The sequence below is a fragment of the Streptomyces sp. NPDC020681 genome (assembly GCF_044334895.1).
Classification (GTDB): domain Bacteria; phylum Actinomycetota; class Actinomycetes; order Streptomycetales; family Streptomycetaceae; genus Streptomyces.
Genome location: NZ_JBIRTX010000029.1, coordinates 19,049 through 38,472 on the forward strand (window position 1 = coordinate 19,049; position 19,424 = coordinate 38,472).

A 19,424-nucleotide genomic window follows, 5' to 3' on the forward strand; every position below is an offset into this window, starting at 1 on the left:
GCAGAGCCACCAGGGACACCGTCATCCCCGGGCAGAACCCTCACGTATGCGGCCGCCCCACGCCGTCTCCCGTGGCGGTGCCGTCGGCCGCCGCCGCACGGCCGCGCGCGTCGCCGTCGCCCGCACCGGCTGACTGCTCCGCGGCCCGCGCGATCCTGCGGGCCATCCCGCCGAACACGACGGCGTGGAGGGGGGCGACGCTCCACCAGTAGAGCTGTCCGGCAAGACCCCGGGGGTTGAAGAGGGCGCGTTGCCGGTACCGCGACCGGCCAACGCCGTCCTTCTCCGCGCGCATCTCCAGCCATGCGAGGCCGGGCAGCCGCATCTCCGCCCGGAGTCTGAGCAGGCTCCCCCGCTCGATCTCCTCCACACGCCAGAAGTCCAAGGCGTCGCCGACCCGCAGCCGGGCTGCGTCACGCCTGCCGCGGCGCAGCCCGACCCCGCCTACGAGGCGGTCGAGCCAGCCGCGCACGGCCCAGGCGAGCGGGAACGAGTACCAGCCGTTCTCACCGCCGATCCCCTCGATGACCCGCCACAGGGCCTCGGGGCCGGCCGCGACTTCCCGTTCCCGCTCGTCGGCGTACAGGCTGCCCCCGGCCCAGCCGGGATCGGTGGGCAGCGGGTCGCTCGGCGCGCCCGGCAACGCGGCGGAGGACCAGCGGGTGACGACCTGGGCGTCGCGCACGCGCTGCAGGGCGAGGGCGAGGGCCCGATCGAAGGGGACAGGTGACCCCGACGCGTCGGGCACGTGCTCGGCGATGTCGTGCTCGGCGCACACGACCTCGCACCGCAGGGACTCCGCGAGAGGCCGGGCCAGGGCGGCAGGTACCGGCGTGACCAGTCCGATCCATAGGCTGGACAGGCGTGGGGTGAGCATGGGGACGGGCAGGATCAGCCTGCGGGGCAGCCGGGCGACGGTGGCGTAGCACTCCATCATCTGCCGGTAGGTGAGGATGTCGGGGCCGCCGATGTCGAAGGTCCGGCTGACGTCCGCGGGCATAGCGGCGCTGCCCACGAGGTAGCGCAGGACGTCGCGGACCGCGATGGGCTGGACGCGGGTGCCGACCCAGCTGGGAGTCACCATGACCGGGAGGCGTTCGGTGAGGTAGCGGAGCATCTCGAAGGAGGCCGAACCGGAGCCGATCACAACGGCCGCGCGCAGCACGGTCGTCGGCACCCCGGAAGCGAGCAGGATCCTGCCGACCTCGGCCCGGGAGCGCAGGTGCGGGGAGAGCTCCTCGTCCGGGATGCCCGCGGGGGTGAGCCCTCCGAGGTACACGATCCGGCGGATCCCGGCGGCGCGGGCTTCCGCAGCGAAGACGCGGGCGGCGCGGCGGTCCGTCTCCTCGAAGTCCCGCCCGGAGCTCATGGAGTGCACCAGGTAGTAGGCCACCCGAACGTCACGCAGGGCGGGGCGCAGGCTGTCGGCGTCAGTGACGTCGCCGCAGACCACGTCGACGCGATCCGCCCAGAGATGTTCGCGGAGATTGGCGGGGGTGCGGGCCAGGCAGCGGACGGTGTACCCGGCGTCGAGCAGTTCGGGCACGAGCCGGCCGCCGATGTAGCCACCGGGCCCGGTGACCAGACACCGCTCGCCCGTAGATGCGGTCCGTGTGTGCGTCACCATCGACAGCCACTCCCCTTTTTGACCGGCCGGACACCTCGTATCGGATACCGCCCCGTTCTGAGCGGGGTTACACATCCAGCCTTCCCTCCTTTCGGCCCCGCCGGATGCACGCGGGGGGCGGCCCGAGTCACCCCGTCTCGTTCGTCGGCAGTGGCTTGGCAATCCGCAGCTTCTTCAGCAATGACTACGAGCAGTAGCGGTCGGTCGTATGGCACTTCCGCCGGCCTGCGGTCGCCGGTCAACGCGACGGTTCGGCGGTGGCGGCGAGCAGAGCGGTGTCGTCGTCGACCCGGTCGGGGGTGTTCAGCAGCTCCAGGGCCCGTTCGGTGATCTGCTGGGGGTCGGTACGGGCAGCGGCGGGCAGCGCGCCGCAGGTCTGGCGCAGGGCCGCCAGGCAGTCGTCCAGGGACAGCGCCCGGTTTTCCACCAGGCCGTCGGTGTACAGCAGCAGGCTGGTACCGGGCGGGAACGCCACCTCGCGGTCGACTGGTGTGCTGCCCAGTCCCAGCGGCAGAGCCGGGGGCAACTCCAGATAGGCGGTGTCGGCGGCTATCAGCAGGGGCGGCAGGTGCCCGCTGGCGGCGTAGCGCAGGCGGTGGCGGTGTGGGTTGTACACCGCGTACAGGCAGGTGGCGAAGCGTTCGGTGGCGAGTGACTGCAGGTAGGCGTCCAGCCTGGCCAGCACCTGGGCCGGGCCGGCGCCCTCCATCGCGAGGCTGTGCAGGGCGGAGCGGAGTTGGCCCATCAAGGTGGCGGCTTCCACGTCGTGGCCCATGACGTCGCCGATGGCCAGCCCCACGGCACCGTCGGGCAGCGCGAGCACGTCGTACCAGTCGCCGCCGACCTCGGCGCCGCGGTTGCTGGCCCGGAAGTGGGCAGCCAGGCGCACCCCGGGCAGCTGGGGCAGGCGGTGGGGCAGCAGGGCGCGCTGCAGGGTCAGGGCGAGGCGGCGCTCGTTGTGGTACCGGGTGGCGTTGTCGTAGGCCAGGGCCAGGCGGTGGGCGAGGTTCTCCAGATACTTGTGTTCGACCGCGGAGTAGTCGGTGCGCCGGACCAGTACCAGGGCCCCCAGTGTCTGGTCGTGGGCGTGCAGCGGCAGCGCAAGCACGGCGGCGGGCGCCGAGTGCGGGCCGGCTGGGGCGGTGCTGTTGATCGCGTGGGTGGCCGCGGTAGCCAGGGCCTCGCGGGTAAGGAGAGGGGTGCCGGCGATGTATGCCGGGGGCGACTGCGCCGGGGCGGGTGCCGCGGCGGTGAGGTGGATGCTGATCTGGTCGGCGAAGTCGGGCAGCAGGACCTGGCCGACAGTCTGCAGCACCTGGTCCGGGTCGAGGGTGGAGGACAGCCGCAGGCCCGCGTCGGCCAGGGAGGTCAGCACGGCCAGCTGGTTGCGGGTCTCGGTCAGGACCTGTTCGCGCAGCCGGGACAGCTCCAACCCGGTGCGGACGCGCGCCAGCAACTGGCGCGCGGAGAAGGGTTTGGCCAGGTAGTCGTCGGCGCCGGCATGCCGGCCCTGCACGGATTCCTCCTCGCCGGCGCGGGCGGTGAGCAAGACGATGGGCAGGCGGGCGGTGCGCGGGTCGGCGCGCAGCGCCCGGACCAGCTCGAAGCCGTCCATGCGGGGCATCATCACGTCGCTGAGCACCAGCTCCACCGGCTGCGCCAGGGCCATCTCCAGAGCGGCCCGGCCGTCGGGGGCGAGCAGCACGTCGTAGTCGGGCTGCAGGAGCTGGGTGAGGTAGGCGCGCATGTCGGTGTTGTCGTCGACGACCAGCAGGCGGGCCCGGTGGGGGCGGTCGGTTTCGTGCGGGCCGGGGCCGTGGGGGGCATCGTTGGTCGCGGGCGCGTGCGGGGTGCGTGCCGCGGGGGTGGCTGCTGCAGAGGCGGGGTCGGCCGCCAGCCAGCCCATCGCCTCGTCCACGTAGGACGCGGCGCGGCCGGGCCAGCCGCCGCCTTCCCCGGGGGGTTCCCCGGGGGATCCGGCGCCGACTGCGGGCGGGTCCGGGCGGGGCCGGGGGGCGGCGGCGAAGGGGAGGTCCACGGTGACGGCAGTGCCCTGGCCGAGCCGGCTGTCCACGCCGACCGTGCCGCCGTGCGCTTCCACCAGGTCCTTCACCAGCACCAGTCCGAGGCCGCTGCCCTCGTGGGAGCGGGAGCGGGCGCCGCGGACCCGGTGGAAGCGCTCGAACAGGCGCGGCAGCTCGTCCGCGGGGATGCCGGTGCCGGTGTCGGTCATGGTCAGACGGGCCCGGTCGCCGGCCGGGGCCACCTGCACTCGGACGCCGCCGGTGAAGGTGAACTTCAAGGCGTTGCTGAGCAGGTTGAGGATGATCTTCTCCCACATCTCCCGGTCCAGGGCCACCGGCTTGGGCAGCGGCGGGCAGTCCACCTCCAGCGTCAGCCCGGCCGCCTCGAAGGCGGAGCGGAACACCCCGGCCAGCTCGGCCGTGGCACCGGCGAGGTCGACCGGCTCGAGGGCAGGGCGCATCTGCCCGGCCCCGGCCCTGGTGACGTCCAGGAGGGTGTTGACCTGCTTCAGAAGGCGCAGGGCGCCGCGCTCGGCCAGCTCCAGCTGCTCGCGCCGTTCGGGCCGGTCCTCGTCGGCCAGGGCCTGCTGGAGCGGGCCCAGGAGCAGGGTGAGCGGGGTGCGGAACTCGTGGCTGACGTTGGCGAAGAAGGTGGTCTTGGCCTGGTCCAGCTCGGCCAGCGCCTCCGCCCGCCGGCGCTGCTCGTCGTGGGCGAGCGCGGCCGTCAGCGCCCCGGCCACGGCGGCGGCGAGCACCTCCAAAAAGTCCCGATAGGCCCCGGCAGGAGGGAAGCAGGGGTTGACGCCTACCACTAGCACGCCCTCCACCTGGCCCGCGCAGTGCAGCGGCAGGGCCAGCGCCTGCTTGACTGGTAGCTGGGCGGCCGCGGCGTGCTGCCCGGCCGTGTTGGCGCCGGTGAGCGCGGCGGCCGGCAGCGTGGCAGGGGCACCGTCGGCTGCCACCTGCGCCAGCCGGGCCGCGACCTCCGACCCGTCGGCTGCACTCAGGGAGACGGCCTCGGGCGCCGGCAGGAGCCCGGCGGAGGCCGCCGGCCGCAGCATCCCCGGCTCGGAGGCCAGGTACAGGCCCAGGAACGGGATCTCCTCGGGATAGGAGCCCAGCACCTCCGCGACGACGCGGGCGACCTCGTCCGGGGTGGGCAGCCCGGCGGTGCGGGCTGCGGTCTCGCTCAGCAGACGCAGTCGGCGCTCGCCCAGTACCCGGCCGGTGGTCTCGGTGATGATCTGCAGCACGCCGCCGGCGGTGCCGTCGTCCAGCAGCACGGGCTGGAAGGCGGAGTCGAAGTAGCACTGTTCCGGAAAGCCGTGGCGCTCCATGATGAGCGGCTCATCGGGGATCAGCAGGGGCTTGCGGGTGTCGGTCACATAGTGGAAGTGGGAGCTCACGGGGTGGTCCCAGACCTCGGGGAACACATCCTTATACGGCCTGCCGAGCGCCCAGGGGTGTTTGGCGCCGACAATGGGTGTGGAGCCCAGGTTGTACAGCGTGGCGAATTCGGCGCCCCAGTACAGAGCCATCCCGTGCTCAGAGGTGAGCATGAGGCGCAGGGTGTCCACCAAGGGCCCCGGCCAGGACTCGGGGGGCCCGAGCGGCGTCGTCGCCCAGTCGATCCCGGCCAGACGCTCACCGAACGCGCCGGCATCGGCGAACATCCGGGCCGCAGCAGTGCGCGGGTCATCGGGCCGGGTCATCGAGGAATCTTCCTCCTGGCGCCTTTGTGATCCGCCCGCGCCCTCCCCAGGCTGCCGACGGCCACTCGCTGCGGACCTTCCGGGCAGATCAGACGCCGGATCCGACGGTTCCGGCTACGCTCCTGCCGAAATTGCAGGTCCAAAATAGTCAAAAAGATGATTTGCCCAGCAGTTTACGCCTGCAGCCGCACGCCGACGGCGGCGATCGTCGACTCGCAGTCCCTGTGGGCGGTGGACACTGTCGGCGCCGACGGTGTCGGCCCGGACGGCGAGAAGAAGGTGGCGGGCCGCAACGGGCGCCTTCCCCGACACCCGCTACCTGCTCTACATCAAGATCGGCACAGGCATCGACTGTGGCATCGTCGCCGACGGCCGGCTGCACCGCGGCGCCCAGGGCTCGGCCGGCGACATCGGCCACATCCGCGTCGGAGAACGCGACGATCCGTGCCGCTGCGGCAACTCCGGCTGCCTGGAGGCCATCGCGGGCGGCTCCGCCCTGGCCACCCGACTGACGGACCTCGGCCTCGACGCCACATCAGGACTCGATATGCCCCTAGGTGACGCGCTGAGGTGCCGGACGCCAAGGGCGGGCAGGAGTTGAGTCAACGGTCAACCAGCCGTGGACGCGGGGCCTCACCCGTGGATTCCGCGTCGGTGTCGTCGGTGCCGACCGGGCCGCGGGGAAGCATCCAGTCTAGCCACTTCGGCAGCCACCAGTTGGTCCGGCCGAGGAGTGTCATGGTCGCCGGTACCAGCACCATGCGTACGACCGTGGCGTCGATGAAGATCGCGGTGGCCAGGCCGAGCCCGAACATTTTGGTGGAGGGGTCCTCGGCGACGGCGAAGGACAGGAAGACCGCCACCATGATGAGGGCGGCCGAGGTGATGATCCGGGCGGTGCGCGAGACGCCCTCAACGATCGCCGTGCCGTTGTCGCCGGTGCGCAGGTACTCCTCGCGTACGCGGGAGAGGAGGAACACCTCGTAGTCCATCGACAGGCCGAACAGGATGGCGAAGAGGAACATCGGGATGAACGACACGATCGGAACCGTCGCTTCCAGCCCGATGAGTGCGCCTCCCCAGCCCCACTGGAAGACCGCGACCATGATGCCGTAGGCCGCGCCGATGCTCAGCAGATTCAGCAGTACCGCCTTGAGCGGTACGAGTATCGAGCGGAAGACCAGCATCAGCAGCAGGAACGACATCGCCAGCACGGCGGCGACGAACACCGGCAGGCGTTGGCTGGTGCGTTGGCCCACATCGGACAGGCTCGCGGCGGCGCCGCCGACGTGGGCCCTGGCCGGGCCGTGCCCGATCGCCGTGGGCAGCACGTCGGTGCGCAGCCGGGCGATGGTGTCGGCCGTGGCCTTGTCCTGAGGGCTGGTGGTCGGGAACACCACGAGGGTCGCGATGCCGGTGGCCCGATCGATGTGCGTCGGCGCGACGGATGCGATGCCCGGATCCGCCGCGACCGTTGCGACGAGTCGGTCCAGCACTCCCGGATCACCGGTGGGGTCCGCGGCGATGACGAGGGGACCGTTGGTGCCCGGGCCGAACCCCTCGGCGACGAGGTCGTAGGCCCGGCGCTCGGTACGGCTGTGGGGCAGTGAGCCGTCGTCGGGCAGGCCGACGCGCAGGCCGAGCACGGGCAGCGTCGCGGTCAGCAGCAGCCCCGCCGCGCCGATCGCGTACGGCACCGGGTGCCGGCTGACGTGCCCGATCCAGCGCCGCCACCCGGCGGCGTGGGCGGCGCCTGCCGCCGGGTCCCGCCGCCGTGCGAGTCGGGCTGGCTTCCTGGTCTGCAGAGCCCGGCCGATCCGGCCGGCCCGGGCCAGGCGCGGGCCCGCCGCGCCGAGGAAGGCCGGCAGCAGCGTCACCGACGCGAGCACCATCGTCAGGACGACGATCGAGACGGCAACCCCGCCCACCGTCATGAACGGCACGTTCGCGACCGCCAGGCCGAGGATCGACACGACGACGGTGCCGCCGGCGAAGACCACCGGCCGCCCCGCCGTTGCCACCGCTCGTCCGGCCGCCGCCTGCGGATCGAGCCCGCACGCGAGGTACTCCCGGTGCCTGGCGAGCACGAACAGCGCGTAGTCGATGCCCACTCCGAGCCCGACCATGCTGCCCAGGACCGGTGCGAAGGTGGGGACCTCTGTCACCCCCGCCAGTACCGTCATCGTGGCGACCCCGACGGTCAGCCCGAAGACCGCCATGCCGATCGGCAGCGCGGCGGCGACGAGCGAACCGAACGCCAGGAACAGGATCGCGGCCGCGGCGAGGAGGCCGATCAGCTCGCTCGCGCCGCCGTCGGGGTCGGAGAAGGCGTAGAAGAGGTTCCCGCCCATCTCGATGCGCAGCGGCAGCTCGGCGCGCAGCCGGTCGCCGAGATCGACGAGGGCGTCGAGGTCTTCGGCCGACAGCCGGCTCTGGTCGGGGTACTGCACCCGGACGACTGCGATCCGCCCGTCGGCCGAGACGAGGCCGCCGCGCACGGCGGTGTCCCCGCCCGTGCCGAGTGCCCCCGCCGGGTCGCTCGTGCCGAGCACGTGCGGCAGCCGCTTCACCTCGGTCTGCAGCCGCGTGAGAGCGGTGCGCGCGCTGTCGTGGTCGAAGAACGTCGCAGCGCCGTCGAGGGGGGTGACGACCACTTGGGCGGTCATCCCCTCCTGGCCGGTGCCTGCCCGCTCGATCAGTTCCGCGGCCCGTTGGGAGTCCAGTCCCGGAGCGGTCAACGAGTCCGCGGTCCGCCCGCCGAAGGCGACGGCGGCGAGGACGGCGAGCGTGGCGGCGATCAGCCATGCCGCGATCACCCGCCAGGGATGGCGGGCGGCGCTTGCGCCCAGGCGCAACAGGGCTTTCGAGAGCATCGGGTCCTCCAACCACCTCGGTGGCCGTCCTAGTACGGCCACCGATGCCGAGGCTCGTCGCCACGGCGCTCCGCGGCATCGGCCCGCGGGCCGCGGATCCGTCAGCCCCAGGGCGGAGTGACGACCCGTCCTTTCGGCCGATGCGCGGCACGCCGCGGTCCCTAGGCTGAGAACCGTGCTCCGAGACGACCTGCGAACCCTGTGGACCGAACCCCGGCCGCCCGACGCGCCCGCCCGGGTGTGGCGGGACTGGGCGCTGCTCGCCGCGGGCCTTGCCGGTGTGGCGCTGGAGGCCACCCTGCGCGAGAACGTCGTGTGGCGGCCGGTGGCGGTGGTGGTCGCCGTATGGCTGTGCCTGCTGCCCCTGTGGCGCCGGACCCGCCCGCTGGCGATGGTGACGCTGGCGTTCGGCTCGGTGATCCTGCTTCCGGTGGCCTCGCTCGTCGCCGCACCGCGCGAGCCCGTCGGCCTGGACACCGGCGCGGTCGTGCTCGTGCTGGTGTACGCGCTGACCCGGTGGGGATCGGGACGCGAGATCGTGCTGGGCGGCGCGGTGATCCTCGCGGTCGGCGCGCTGTGTGTCGTCACGTACGAGACCCCGGTCGTCGAAAAGGTCGGGGGCTTCGTCTTCCTGCTGCTGCCCGGCGTGGTCGGGGCTGCCGTGCGGTTCCGGGTGACCGCTCGCGAGCGGCAGTTGGACCAGGTGCGCTCCCGCGAGCGCGAGCAGCTCGCCCGGGAACTGCACGACACGGTGGCCCACCACGTGTCGGCCATGGTGATCATCGCCCAGGCGGGCCGGGTGCTCGCGGGCACCGACCCGTCCGCCGCCGTCGAGGCGCTGGAGGGGGTCGAGGAGGAAGGGGCGCGCACGCTGGAGGAAATGCGCGCCATGGTCGCCACACTGCGCGACCGCGGGGTCGGCGCCGAGCTGGCGCCCCCTGCCGGAGTCGCGGATCTGGAGCGCCTGGTGCGCACCCCGGGTGGTCGCCTCAGGGTCGACCTGGGGCTCGACGGCGAACTGGACGCGCTGCCCCCGGCCGTGGACGCGGCCGTCTACCGGATCGTGCAGGAGTCGGTGACCAACGCGCTGCGCCATGCGGTCGACGCGACCGAGCTCGTCGTTCGGGTCGCCGCGGAACGGCACACGGTACGGGTGAGCGTGCGCGACAACGGCCGGCGCACCGGCCGGGGTCGCGACGGATACGGACTTACCGGACTGCGCGAGCGCGCGACCCTGCTCGGCGGCACACTACGAGCCGGCCCGGGTACTGACCGGGGCTGGCATGTCGAAGCCGAACTGCCGAGAGCGAGGAGCGAGAGCGGTGTCCATTCGCGTCCTCGTCGCTGACGACCAGACGATCATCCGCACCGGGTTGCGGATCATGCTGAACGCCCAGCCCGGCATCGAGGTGGTCGGCGAGGCCGCCGACGGGCGGGAAGCGGTACGTCTGGCCCGCGAACTACGCCCCGACGTCTGCCTGTTCGACATCCGCATGCCCGTACTCGACGGGCTCGAGGCCACCCGGCTGGTCGCCGGCCCGGGCGTCGCCGACCCGCTGGCCGTGGTCGTCATCACCACGTTCGACCTCGACGAGTACGTCTACGGCTCACTGCGTGCCGGCGCCCGCGGATTCCTCCTCAAGGACACGGGACCGGACCTTCTGGCGCAGGCCGTACGGTCGGCGTCCGACGGTGAGGCGCTCATCGCGCCCAGCGTCACCGTCCGTCTGCTCCAGGCATTCGCGGACCTGCCCGCCGGCCGGCCCGTGGCCCAGCCGGTCTCCCCCGTCACCGCCCGCGAGGAGCAGGTGCTCCTCGCCGTCGCTCGCGGGCTGACCAACACCGAGATCGCCGATGCACTGCACATCAGCCTCAGCACGGTGAAGACGCATCTGGCCAGCCTGATGGCCAAACTCGGCGCCCGCAACCGGGTCGAGATCGCGATGTGGGCCTACGAAACGCGCCGTATCCTCCCCGGAACCTGAGCCGGGTGCCGGGCCATGTCCCATGAGTCCCCGCCCGGACATCAGTGCACGGTCGGCTCACGTCGGCTCCACGTGCCTCACCCGCCCCAGAGCGTGACGTACCAGGAGGCCGGAACTGGGACGGTGAGACACCCGATACGACAAGACTCCCGACAGCTACCTCGCCAGTCTCCACCTGCACGCCTCGATGATCTGGATCAAAGACCTCACCAGGACCACCCGATGATCACGACTCGATACGCGGCCTAGCCGCCTTGAACCCAGACCGGGAAGTAGTGCCGTTCTCCCCGCTGCACACTCGGCCGCTGTCGGCGATATCGCGCTGGTGTAGCAGCCCCGACGGGGGCCCAGTTTGGCGGGTGGCTGGTGCGGCTGGCACTGGGAAGACGCGGCTGCTCCTGGAGACGGCGCACCGACTGGAGGCCAAAGGCTGGTCCTGCGAGTGGGTGCGTCGGGGTAAAGCCAAGTAAGCCGTAGAAGCCGCAGCCTTGCAGCACGGGCGTGTCCTGCTGATCGTCGATGACGCTGACACCGTGCCCGACTACTACGATCTTGCCGAGATGATCACAACGCGGGTGCGCCGGGACGACACCCAACACGTCCGTATCGTGCTGGCAGGCCGCGAGTTCGGTAGCTGGTGGCGCGAGCTGCGCGCCGGCTTGGACCCGAGCGTGCATGCCGCCCTCTCCCCCTCCGGCCCCACACAGCTAAGCGCTCTCGCCGGGGGGTCGGCTGACCAGCAGCAGTTGTTCAACGCTGCGGCCCAGCACTATGCCCGTCACCTCAACTGCCGAACACCGTCCGTGACCCTCACTGGCTTGGAGCCAACGACCACGTTCGCCGAACTACATGCAGCCGCCGCGGCCGCCGCCCAGCAAGCCTTGACTGGCCCGCTAACGATTGAGAACGCCCTGCTCCACCTGTTCAGAATCGAAGAGACCTGGTGGCAGGGCAACGCTGCCGACATGGGCCTGACCTACCCTCTCGCTGCCTTGCAGGCAGCGATCACAGCCGCCACTCTCATCGGCGCCGACGACTGCGCACAGATGGCGCGCCGCTTGCATTGCCTACCAGGGCTCGCCACCAGACCTGTCGACCAACTCACCGAACTGGCCCTCTGGCTCCACCAGCTCTACGCCCAACGCAGCGGTCAATGGCTCGACCCTCACCTACCCGCCCGGCTCGCCGAACGCTACGCGGTCCGCTGTGCCGCCACCCAGCCTGCGCTACCGGCCGCCCTAGCTACAGCGGCTCTCACCACGTGACGTTGGGAGTAACCATGCCTAGTTCTGCCTCCTCTGCGCACGCGGGCCAAGCACTTCGGTTCCTGCTCCGGCTCGCTCGAGCCGCCCAGCACTCGGCAGATGCGGAACACGTGTTCACCAAAGTCGTCACTGCCTACCCGAAAGTACTCCTGTCCGTAGCAGTAGATGTGGCACGGGCCGGACACTACCCACTCGACAACGCCATCGTCGCTGCTGTCAGCGCAGCCTCATTGGACTACGACGGCGTAGCGGCCCTCAAGCGGCAAATTCCTCCCCTCACCACCACATTGCCCCGCACCGCACTGCTTCACGACAGAGCCGTGACAAGGCCCCTGATGACGCTGCCCTCGCTGACGAACTGGATTCCCTTGCGACCCGGCTTGCTGCTGTGGGGCGACGTGCGGAGACACTGGAGACCTCTGCAGAAGCGGTCCGATTGCGGCGGGAGCTCGCCGCCCAGGACCCGGGCGCGCACACCTACGGCCTCGCCGGCGCTCTGCTGAATTTCGGGAACCGGCTGGTGCTGTAGGGCGACGTGCGGAGGCACTGGAAACCATCGCGTAAACGGTGCGGCTGCGGCGGAGACTGGTGGAAGTGGACCCAGACGCGCACACCCCCGGCCTCGCCGGCGCACTGCTGAATTTCGGGAAACGGTTGGATGAAGTAGGGCGGAGCGCGGAGGCACTGGAATCTATTGCGGAAGCGGTGCGGCTGCGGCGGAGACTGGTGGAACTGGCCCCAGACGCGCACACCGACGGCCTCGCCCGCGCTCTGGACAACCTTGGGTACCACCTGACTCGGGTGGAGCAGCCCGCGGAGGCGCTGGAGGCTGCTGCAGAAGCCGTGCAACTGTGGCGGGAGCTCGACGCGGCGGCACCTGACACGCACACTTCCGACCTCGCCCTTGCCCTCGACAGCTGCGGCGCTCAGCTACATGCTCTGGGGCGGCGGCGGGAAGCCTTGGAGGCTGGTGCAGAAGCGGTACGTCTGTGGCGCGACCTGGTGGAGGCGCAGCCGGACGCCAACACCCCTGGTCTCGCTCGCTCTCTGCACGGTCACGGGATCCAGCTGGATGCGCTGGCGCGGCGGCGAGAAGCTCTAACGAGCTCGTGCATGGTTGGCGGTGGCCCGTCGAGGGCCGTTCGAGGCGATACGAGCCACGCCCCGCAGGCGTGCGGCGGCCGACCTGGGCCACCTGACAACTCACCGCCGCTCGCCTGCCAGGGTGGGACAACTGGCCGATGGCGACCGCGATGCACTGGACGCGGTGGCCGACGCACTGGCGGCCTACTACGACATCGCCATAACGCCCTTCGCCGACCGCATGCGAGCCGTGCTGGACGCGGACCGTGCCTGGCGGGTGCACACCATGGCGCGCGCTGGAGTCGGCGCGTTGCTGGCGGGACTGCATCCGCAGGTGCGCTGGCGGGAACCGGTACTGGAACTTCCCGTTCTCCCCGAACAAGGCGAGGTCGACTTCCACCTGGAAGGACGGGGAATCCTCGTGTGCGCCCACATCTTCTGCGGCCCCCGCCCCCGGGCCCTGCTCAACGACGTCGACACTCCAGTGCTGATTTACGCACCAATCCGTGACCTACAGACCAGCGACCTCATTGCCGAGCCATCCCATGCCCTGTCAGGTGCACCAACAGCACTGGCTGCCCTGCTGGGCCGCACCCGCGCCGCCGTCCTGCACACCTTGGCAGACCCCGCCGGCCACACCACCAAACAGCTCGCCCAGCACCTGGGCATCTCCCCCGCCTCCGCTTCCGAACATGCCACCTCCCTGCGAGCCGCCGGTCTGGTCACCAGCCTCCGCCACGCCAACACGGTGCGGCACACCACCACCCCGCTGGGAACCACCCTCCTCTCCACCAGGCGCGCCAGTCGCCGGATGACCCGCCGTACGGCACGCCGCGCCCTGCGGGCGCCCGCCTCCGTTCCGGTCTGGCCGCAGCTCACCGCCCAGCGTCCGGTGCTGTTCCGACATGCGGGCGAGCGGAACTTCTCCTAGTGTGAATTTCATGCCGATTCAGATGTGATGTTGAGACGCATGTGCGCCATCGCGGCAGAGGTCATCGCAATCCGAGATCCGAGGAGCCACCATGGCCAAGCAACGCGCCTCCCGGCCGCTCGCCTCGGTCACGTGCCAGCCGGAGCCCGGCTCTTCAACGGGATCACTGGCCTGCTGGTGCCCGCCCTGCTCTCCCGGCGCCTCGACCCGAACCGTGAGGTCAGTTCGGCGGTCGCGGCCCAGCGGCCGCTCCATAGCGCCGCCGCCATGACCTAGTCTCTCCTCCGCTGCCAACACCGTGCCGTCCGCCGGCTATCCGGGCAGAAGGCGCCGCGGTGACGGCGGAGTCCGGCGTTCCGCGAGCCCGACACGGGATTCGACTACATCGTCAGCGCGGGAGCCTGCGGATGCCGTCCGCGGCCGGTCTCGCCGCCGTCTGCATGCGCGTCATGCCTCCTCGGCGCGGGTGACGACGCGAACCGCTACAAGGCCGGTGTGGTCAGCCCGATGGAGGACCCACCAGGAGTGCCCAAGGAGTACCACCATGAGCACACAACGCTCCCTCTTCCGCCGCTCCCGCTCCTCATCCGCGTCTCTTCTGTGGAGGATCGCCGGCGACCTCGCCGAGTATGTCGACCGGCGCATCGGCTGGGACAAGCTGGCCGTAATTCCTGGCCTGGCGGTCCTCTTCGGACTGCGCGTGAGGCTCCGTCAGAAGAACCTCCACGACACCACGCACCTACCCTCGGTCAACCTTCCCGATCCCGGGCCGAAGTCCGAGAAGCGCAAGGTCAACCGAAGCGCCGACGGCAGCTTCAACGACCTCGACGAGCCTCGGATGGGCATGGCGGGCACACGCTTCAACCGCAATATCCCGCTGAACAAAATCGCGCCGGCCACGCCCGAGGACGTCCTGTCCCGCCCCAACCCGCGCGAGGTCAGCCGAGCCCTGCTCACCCGTCACGAGTTGATCCCGGCCGAGTCCGTGAACTCCCTCATCTCCACATGGCTGCAGTTCATGATCCGCGACTGGTTCAGCCACGGTACAAGTCCTGAGAGCCGGCCCTGGGAAGTGCCCCTCATGGACGACGATCCCTGGCCGGAGCGCCCGATGCGGATCATGCGGACACCCGACGACCCGACCCGGGACCCGCAGGCGGGTGCCGAAATGCCCGACACGCGCGTCAACGTCTCCTCCCACTGGTGGGATGCGTCGCAGATCTACGGGTCGAGTGACGCGGAGCAACGCCAACTGCGCACCGGTGAGCTGGGCAGGCTGCGGCTGTGGGACGACGAGCAAACCCCGTTCCCCGACCCCTCTCGCGACCCGTCGCGGGTGCCCGGCTTCTGGCTGGGCTTGGTGATCATGCAGAACCTGTTCGCCCGGGAGCACAACGCAATCTGCGACCACTTGCATGCTGCGTATCCGTCCTGGGACGACGAGGAGCTGTTCCAGCGGGCGCGGCTCGTCAACTCCGCACTCATCGCCAAGATCCACACCGTGGAGTGGACGCCTGCTGTGATCAGCCATCCCACGACCGTCAAGGCCCTGCAAACCAACTGGTGGGGCCTCGCGGGGGAACACGTCCACAACCTTCTTGGCCGGATCAGCGACAGTGAGCTCGTCAGCGGCATCCCCGGCGCGAAAACGGATCACTATGGCGCTCCGTTCGCCCTCACCGAGGAGTTCGTGGCCATCTACCGCATGCATCCGCTGATCCGCGACGATTGGCACCTGCGCTCCGCTGTCGACAACGAGACCCTGCGCCACTGCTCCTTGCGCGAGATCTCCGGACCCGAGGCGCTGAAGGTCCTCGAGACCACGAACATGGCCGACCTGTTCTACAGTTTCGGCACGCTCCACCCGGGTCTGGTCACCCTGCACAACTTCCCGAAGTTTCTTCAGGAGTTCCAGCGCCCCGACGGGCACCTGCAGGATCTTGCCGCCACCGACATCCTGCGCAGCCGGGAGCTGGGCCTCCCCCGCTACAACGAGTTCCGACGGCTTCTACGGATGAAGCCGGCGGCAGGCTTCGAGGATCTGACAGACAATCCGACGTGGGCCGAGGAGATCAAGCGGCTGTACGGGAACGACATCGAGAAGGTCGACCTGACGATCGGGATGTACGCCGAGAAGCTTCCGGCCGGGTTCACCTTCAGCAACACCGCGTTCCGCATCTTCATCCTGATGGCTTCGGTCAGGTTGAGCAGTGACCGCTTCTTCACCGCGTACTACACCCCGGAGGTGTACTCCAAGGCCGGAATGGCCTGGATCGACGACAACACCATGGCCACGGTGATCCTGCGGCACCACCCGGAGCTGCGCCCGGCCCTAGCGGGGCTGACAAATGCGTTTGTGCCATGGCACAAGGCACAGTCCGGCACGGGCGGTTCCTGACAGCTGAGAGACGCCCGCCGCCTGGCCTTGGCCGCCGCCCACAACCCTGACCTGACCTGGTCGAGCGCGTGTCCCACGCCGTCGGTTCCAGCACGCGGCGGGTCGGCGTCCACCAGGGCCTCTCCCCCGTCCTGATCGTCGTTCGCGACTACCTCTGGGCCGGGTCGGGGAGACCCTCGGCGAGGACCCCTACCTCGTCGCCACCACCGGCACCGCCTAGTCCGCGACCTGAAGAGCGCCGACAACGCCGGCATCAACCGCCACCGACCAGCCGGCCGACAGCACCCCCGCGAGTCCTGATCCCGAGGGATCCGGGACCGGCGTCTGAGCTGAACGGGTGCTCGCGCCTCGGGTCTTGCCTGTCGGCCCGTTGTCGGACGAGCCGGTGACTACGGTGCGACCCGTGGTCCCAATCATCCGGAACGGGGATACGTTCCCCTCAGGTGTCCTGCACGGATCCACGGCACGTGACATCGCGCGGCTGACGGACCCCGGGCTAACCGCCGTCATCGTTCCCCGGGAGGAACATGCCGGCTGGTTGGACGAGTTGGCCGAGCTGGTGGTCACGCGGCGGCTCGTCATCGCCCGTACGACACTGACCGCGGCCTCCCTCGACGACTTCGCCCGCTGGTCCCGCACCGCCCTCGCCGATACGACCAGGGCCGTGTCGGGTCCACTCCAGGACGACATGAAGGGGATCGTGGAGCAGGTCATGGCCACGGCCGATGTCGGGCACGTGATGGTGCGGGTGTTCACCGAGCCCCCCACCCGCCGCTGCGGGTTCCACGTCGACACGGTCCCACCGCAGGCGCCGACGATCGGTGCCGTGCGGGTCTACAACGGTCCGACGACCGAGTACGTGGCCTGCGACGACGTGGTGAGCATGGCGGCTTTCTACACCTACCTGTCTCGCAGGGAGCGGCTGTCACGGGCGACGGGCGCCGAGGCCTGCAGCGTGACAGCCGCCGGTTCGACGCCCGGCCAGCTGATCGCCATGGACGAGGCACCCTCGTTCCTGCGGCCCCGCGCCCCCGTTCACCGGGTGCCGCGCGATGCGACCGTCTACTTCAAGCACATCGACGTACGACAGCACTGGTCGCCGCATCCCGTGACAGACGTGTGGATCCACCGATCGCCCATGCAGGGCGTTCCGAGGCTGGTTCTCAACGTGTCCCCGGCACAGCCTGTTCCCGCCCGCCGCGGTCGGAGGCCAGAAGCACGTGGGTGAGGGCCGGCAGCGAGGAATCGAGGGGACGCAGCAGGCGAAGCACGCGCGCGCCCGCGCGGGCCGGCCCGTGATGGGCCATGAACCAGGCCCTCGGCCGGCCCGCGGCAGCGACCACCTTGAGGACGGCGGGCACCACGTCGTCCGCGCCGTCGAAGAAAATCCCGGTGAAAGGGTTGACGTACTGCCAGCCGCCGAGGATGGCCTGATTGACGACGACGGGCACATCGAGGCAGAGCGCCTCGGCGAGCACCCTCGGCGACGCGTCGAGAACCGCCGGTACCAACAGGCAGCGCGCGGCGGCGATCGCGGCGAGCAGCAGCGGCCACTCCAGCGGTCCTGTCAGCCTGACGCCGGGCGGCGGTTCCACGTCGGGAGGGGCGTCGACGACCAGGATCCGCAGGTCCGTCTCCTCGGCCAGCCGGCGCAGGCAGCGAGCGGCGAGCGGCCAGTTCTTGGCCCGCTGCCGCCAGGGTTCCGCACCGGATACGTGGACCACGTCCGCGACCAGTTCCGGGGGCAGGGTTCGTGCCGCCAGACACGGGTCGACGCGGAGCGGGTCGGTGAAGTCGGACTCGCTCACTTGGGCCCGCGGCCCGTTCGGCGGCAGGAACCGGTCCGGGTCCCGGAAGCAGTGCAGCCACGCCTCGCAGAGCAGTCCGTAGTCGCGTTCGTCACGGAACCCCGTCCCCGGGAAGCCCAGATAGCTGGTGGCACCGACGAAGCGGCAGCCCTCTTCGGCCAGCTGATTCAGGCGTACGTGCTGGGCGCGTGTGACGACGGGCGCCCGGACCACCACCCACGGCAGTACCTGGCCGCAGGGACGGGTCACCCGCAGAAAAGGTGCGCCTGCGGCGAGGTCCACCCGTCGTCCTCCACACCCGGATCACCACAGCGACATGACAGGAGAGGCCATGACCCAGCTCATCAGACGCGACTTCTTCACGGATCGCAACGGCGGCACGCGGATCGAGATCTTCGACGAGCTCAGTGACACCGCGAAGGCCGCCCTGTACGAGTTCTTCCGGCGGACGGGCGCACCGCATCTGATGGACGAGGTGGTGCTGCCCATGTTCTATGACGGCGATTCGCAGATCTTCGCCGCGGTCCGCGACCGGCCGTGGCCGCCGTGGGGTCTGGGCGCGCGCAACATCGTCGCCGTCCTGCAGACGCACCTGGTCTCCGACGGCTGTTGGGGGCTGAGCCCGGTGCACGTCGGCGATGAGAGTCTGACGAATACCGGGCTGTGCGCCGCGCTGTACAAGGAGGCGCTGGAGACTCTGGCCGTCGACCCCGGCGCCGAGGTGCACTACCTCATCGCCGAGAACTCGAGGCTGGCCGACCTGGCCATGCGCCGCGTCGGCTTCCAGCGCACGGAGGATGTCTTCCTCACCGAGGCGGCGCGCTATCTCACCTATCGCGCGCCGGCCGGTGAGCTGCTGGAGAGCCTCGGTCTGGCCGGGACCGACTCCGTCGACGTGCTCGCGGGCGCGGTTGAGGACGACGTGTACGAGCGCAACGCCGCCTTTCACGGGACTGTCTATCTGGGGTCGCGCGCGGAATGGATGGCGGACCGGGTCAGTGTCCCGTCCGAGATCGCCCGCCTGGTGCGGGGCGGCCACTACAGCAAGCCGGCGGGAGTGCCGACGGGGACAGGCCGGTTCGAGAGGGACGTGATCGCCGAGGTCGCCCAGGGGGTGCGGGAGTTCCTCACCGAAGCGGAGCAGCACGAGCTTCTTCAGTACGTGCTGGGCAGGGAATCCGAGTTCTCGGCGGCCACCGTCCAGCCGCGCGGGACTCGCTCTGCGGTGGTGGATGAGCGGATCCGCAGCAGCCTGGTCCTCGACGGGCTCGGTCGTTTCGAAGCGTTGTTCACGGAGCGCATCAAGGAGCAACTCGAGGCGGTACGGGCCCGCCTGGGCCACCCGGCCTTCCCGCTGGGCCGTATCGAGCTGCAGGTAACGGCAAACGGCGACCGAGACTACTTCGGCATGCACCGTGACAGCGATGGCGGGGACACCCGCGAGCTCACGTTCGTCTACTTCTTCTCTGCCGAGCCGCGCCGGTTCTCCGGTGGGGAACTGCGCGTCTTCGAGACGATCGTGGAGGACGGGAAGGTCGTCCCTACGGATCGCAGCCAGACGATCGTGCCGCGTGCGAACCTAGCGATGTTCTTCCCGAGCCGGCACGACCACGAGGTACTGCCCATCCGGGTGCCGAGCAAGGCGTTCACCGACAGCCGGTTCAGTGTGACCGGCTGGATCCACCGGAAGTGAACGGCCGGCAGAAAGGACGGGAAGA

At 70.4% G+C, this 19,424-nt stretch carries 15 protein-coding genes and 2 pseudogenes; 13 read left to right on the plus strand and 4 right to left on the minus strand.

Annotated elements, in window-relative coordinates; all coding sequences use genetic code 11:
- Window positions 1–40 precede the first annotated feature (40 nt).
- Both ACH4YL_RS37370 and ACH4YL_RS37375 read right to left on the minus strand, forming a co-directional pair.
- Complete coding sequence (locus ACH4YL_RS37370; RefSeq protein ID WP_398511983.1) at window positions 41–1,627, minus strand: SDR family oxidoreductase; 1,587 nt, start codon at window positions 1,625–1,627, stop codon at window positions 41–43.
- Window positions 1,628–1,865: 238 nt separating this feature from the next.
- Window positions 1,866–5,363, minus strand: coding sequence for a SpoIIE family protein phosphatase (locus tag ACH4YL_RS37375; RefSeq protein ID WP_398511984.1), 3,498 nt, complete (start codon window positions 5,361–5,363; stop codon window positions 1,866–1,868).
- A 253-nt stretch (window positions 5,364–5,616) separates the two neighbouring features.
- On the opposite strand from ACH4YL_RS37375, the gene ACH4YL_RS37380 reads away from it, so the two are divergent.
- Window positions 5,617–5,964, plus strand: a complete 348-nt coding sequence (locus tag ACH4YL_RS37380) for an ROK family protein (RefSeq protein WP_398511985.1) — start codon at window positions 5,617–5,619, stop codon at window positions 5,962–5,964.
- A gap of 1 nt (window position 5,965) precedes the next feature.
- Here the strand turns inward: ACH4YL_RS37380 and ACH4YL_RS37385 are convergent, their stop codons facing one another.
- Window positions 5,966–8,236, minus strand: coding sequence for an MMPL family transporter (locus ACH4YL_RS37385; protein WP_398511986.1), 2,271 nt, complete (start codon window positions 8,234–8,236; stop codon window positions 5,966–5,968).
- Between the two features lie 175 nt (window positions 8,237–8,411).
- Between ACH4YL_RS37385 and ACH4YL_RS37390 the strand changes: the two genes are divergently transcribed.
- The 11 genes and pseudogenes from ACH4YL_RS37390 to ACH4YL_RS37440 all read left to right on the plus strand — a co-directional run bounded on the left by ACH4YL_RS37390 (window position 8,412) and on the right by ACH4YL_RS37440 (window position 17,126).
- Window positions 8,412–9,584, plus strand: coding sequence for a sensor histidine kinase (locus ACH4YL_RS37390; RefSeq protein WP_398511987.1), 1,173 nt, complete (start codon window positions 8,412–8,414; stop codon window positions 9,582–9,584).
- Window positions 9,559–10,221: a response regulator transcription factor gene (locus ACH4YL_RS37395; protein WP_150497990.1), complete on the plus strand. Its 663-nt coding sequence runs from the start codon at window positions 9,559–9,561 to the stop codon at window positions 10,219–10,221. The genes ACH4YL_RS37390 and ACH4YL_RS37395 overlap by 26 nt, the downstream gene beginning before the upstream one ends.
- Window positions 10,222–10,754: 533 nt before the next feature.
- On the plus strand, window positions 10,755–11,486 hold the full coding sequence (locus ACH4YL_RS37400) for a hypothetical protein (RefSeq protein ID WP_398511988.1): 732 nt from the start codon (window positions 10,755–10,757) through the stop codon (window positions 11,484–11,486).
- Between the two features lie 388 nt (window positions 11,487–11,874).
- A complete protein-coding gene (locus tag ACH4YL_RS37405; RefSeq protein WP_398511989.1) occupies window positions 11,875–12,015 on the plus strand; it encodes a hypothetical protein in 141 nt (46 codons plus the stop codon).
- 197 nt (window positions 12,016–12,212) lie between these two features.
- A pseudogene (locus ACH4YL_RS37410) lies at window positions 12,213–12,338 on the plus strand (hypothetical protein); the annotation flags it as partial.
- Window positions 12,339–12,390: 52 nt separating this feature from the next.
- Window positions 12,391–12,588: a hypothetical protein gene (locus tag ACH4YL_RS37415; protein ID WP_398511990.1), complete on the plus strand. Its 198-nt coding sequence runs from the start codon at window positions 12,391–12,393 to the stop codon at window positions 12,586–12,588.
- 123 nt (window positions 12,589–12,711) lie between these two features.
- Window positions 12,712–13,500, plus strand: a complete 789-nt coding sequence (locus ACH4YL_RS37420; RefSeq protein WP_398511991.1) for a winged helix-turn-helix domain-containing protein — start codon at window positions 12,712–12,714, stop codon at window positions 13,498–13,500.
- A gap of 132 nt (window positions 13,501–13,632) precedes the next feature.
- Entirely contained in the window at window positions 13,633–13,776 is a 144-nt protein-coding gene (locus ACH4YL_RS37425) for a hypothetical protein (protein ID WP_398511992.1), read from the plus strand.
- Between the two features lie 268 nt (window positions 13,777–14,044).
- A complete protein-coding gene (locus ACH4YL_RS37430) occupies window positions 14,045–15,898 on the plus strand; it encodes a peroxidase family protein (RefSeq protein WP_398511993.1) in 1,854 nt (617 codons plus the stop codon).
- Between the two features lie 50 nt (window positions 15,899–15,948).
- Window positions 15,949–16,115, plus strand: a pseudogene (locus tag ACH4YL_RS37435) (glycoside hydrolase family 3 N-terminal domain-containing protein); the annotation flags it as partial.
- Between the two features lie 186 nt (window positions 16,116–16,301).
- A complete protein-coding gene (locus tag ACH4YL_RS37440; RefSeq protein ID WP_398511994.1) occupies window positions 16,302–17,126 on the plus strand; it encodes a DUF1826 domain-containing protein in 825 nt (274 codons plus the stop codon).
- Here the strand turns inward: ACH4YL_RS37440 and ACH4YL_RS37445 are convergent.
- Window positions 17,062–17,988 (minus strand): hypothetical protein, encoded by a 927-nt coding sequence (locus tag ACH4YL_RS37445; RefSeq protein WP_398511995.1) that lies wholly within the window; start codon window positions 17,986–17,988, stop codon window positions 17,062–17,064. The two genes, ACH4YL_RS37440 and ACH4YL_RS37445, sit on opposite strands and share 65 nt — an antisense overlap.
- 49 nt (window positions 17,989–18,037) lie before the next feature.
- On the opposite strand from ACH4YL_RS37445, the gene ACH4YL_RS37450 reads away from it, so the two are divergent.
- Window positions 18,038–19,399: a 2OG-Fe(II) oxygenase gene (locus ACH4YL_RS37450; protein WP_398511996.1), complete on the plus strand. Its 1,362-nt coding sequence runs from the start codon at window positions 18,038–18,040 to the stop codon at window positions 19,397–19,399.
- Window positions 19,400–19,424: the final 25 nt, after the last annotated feature.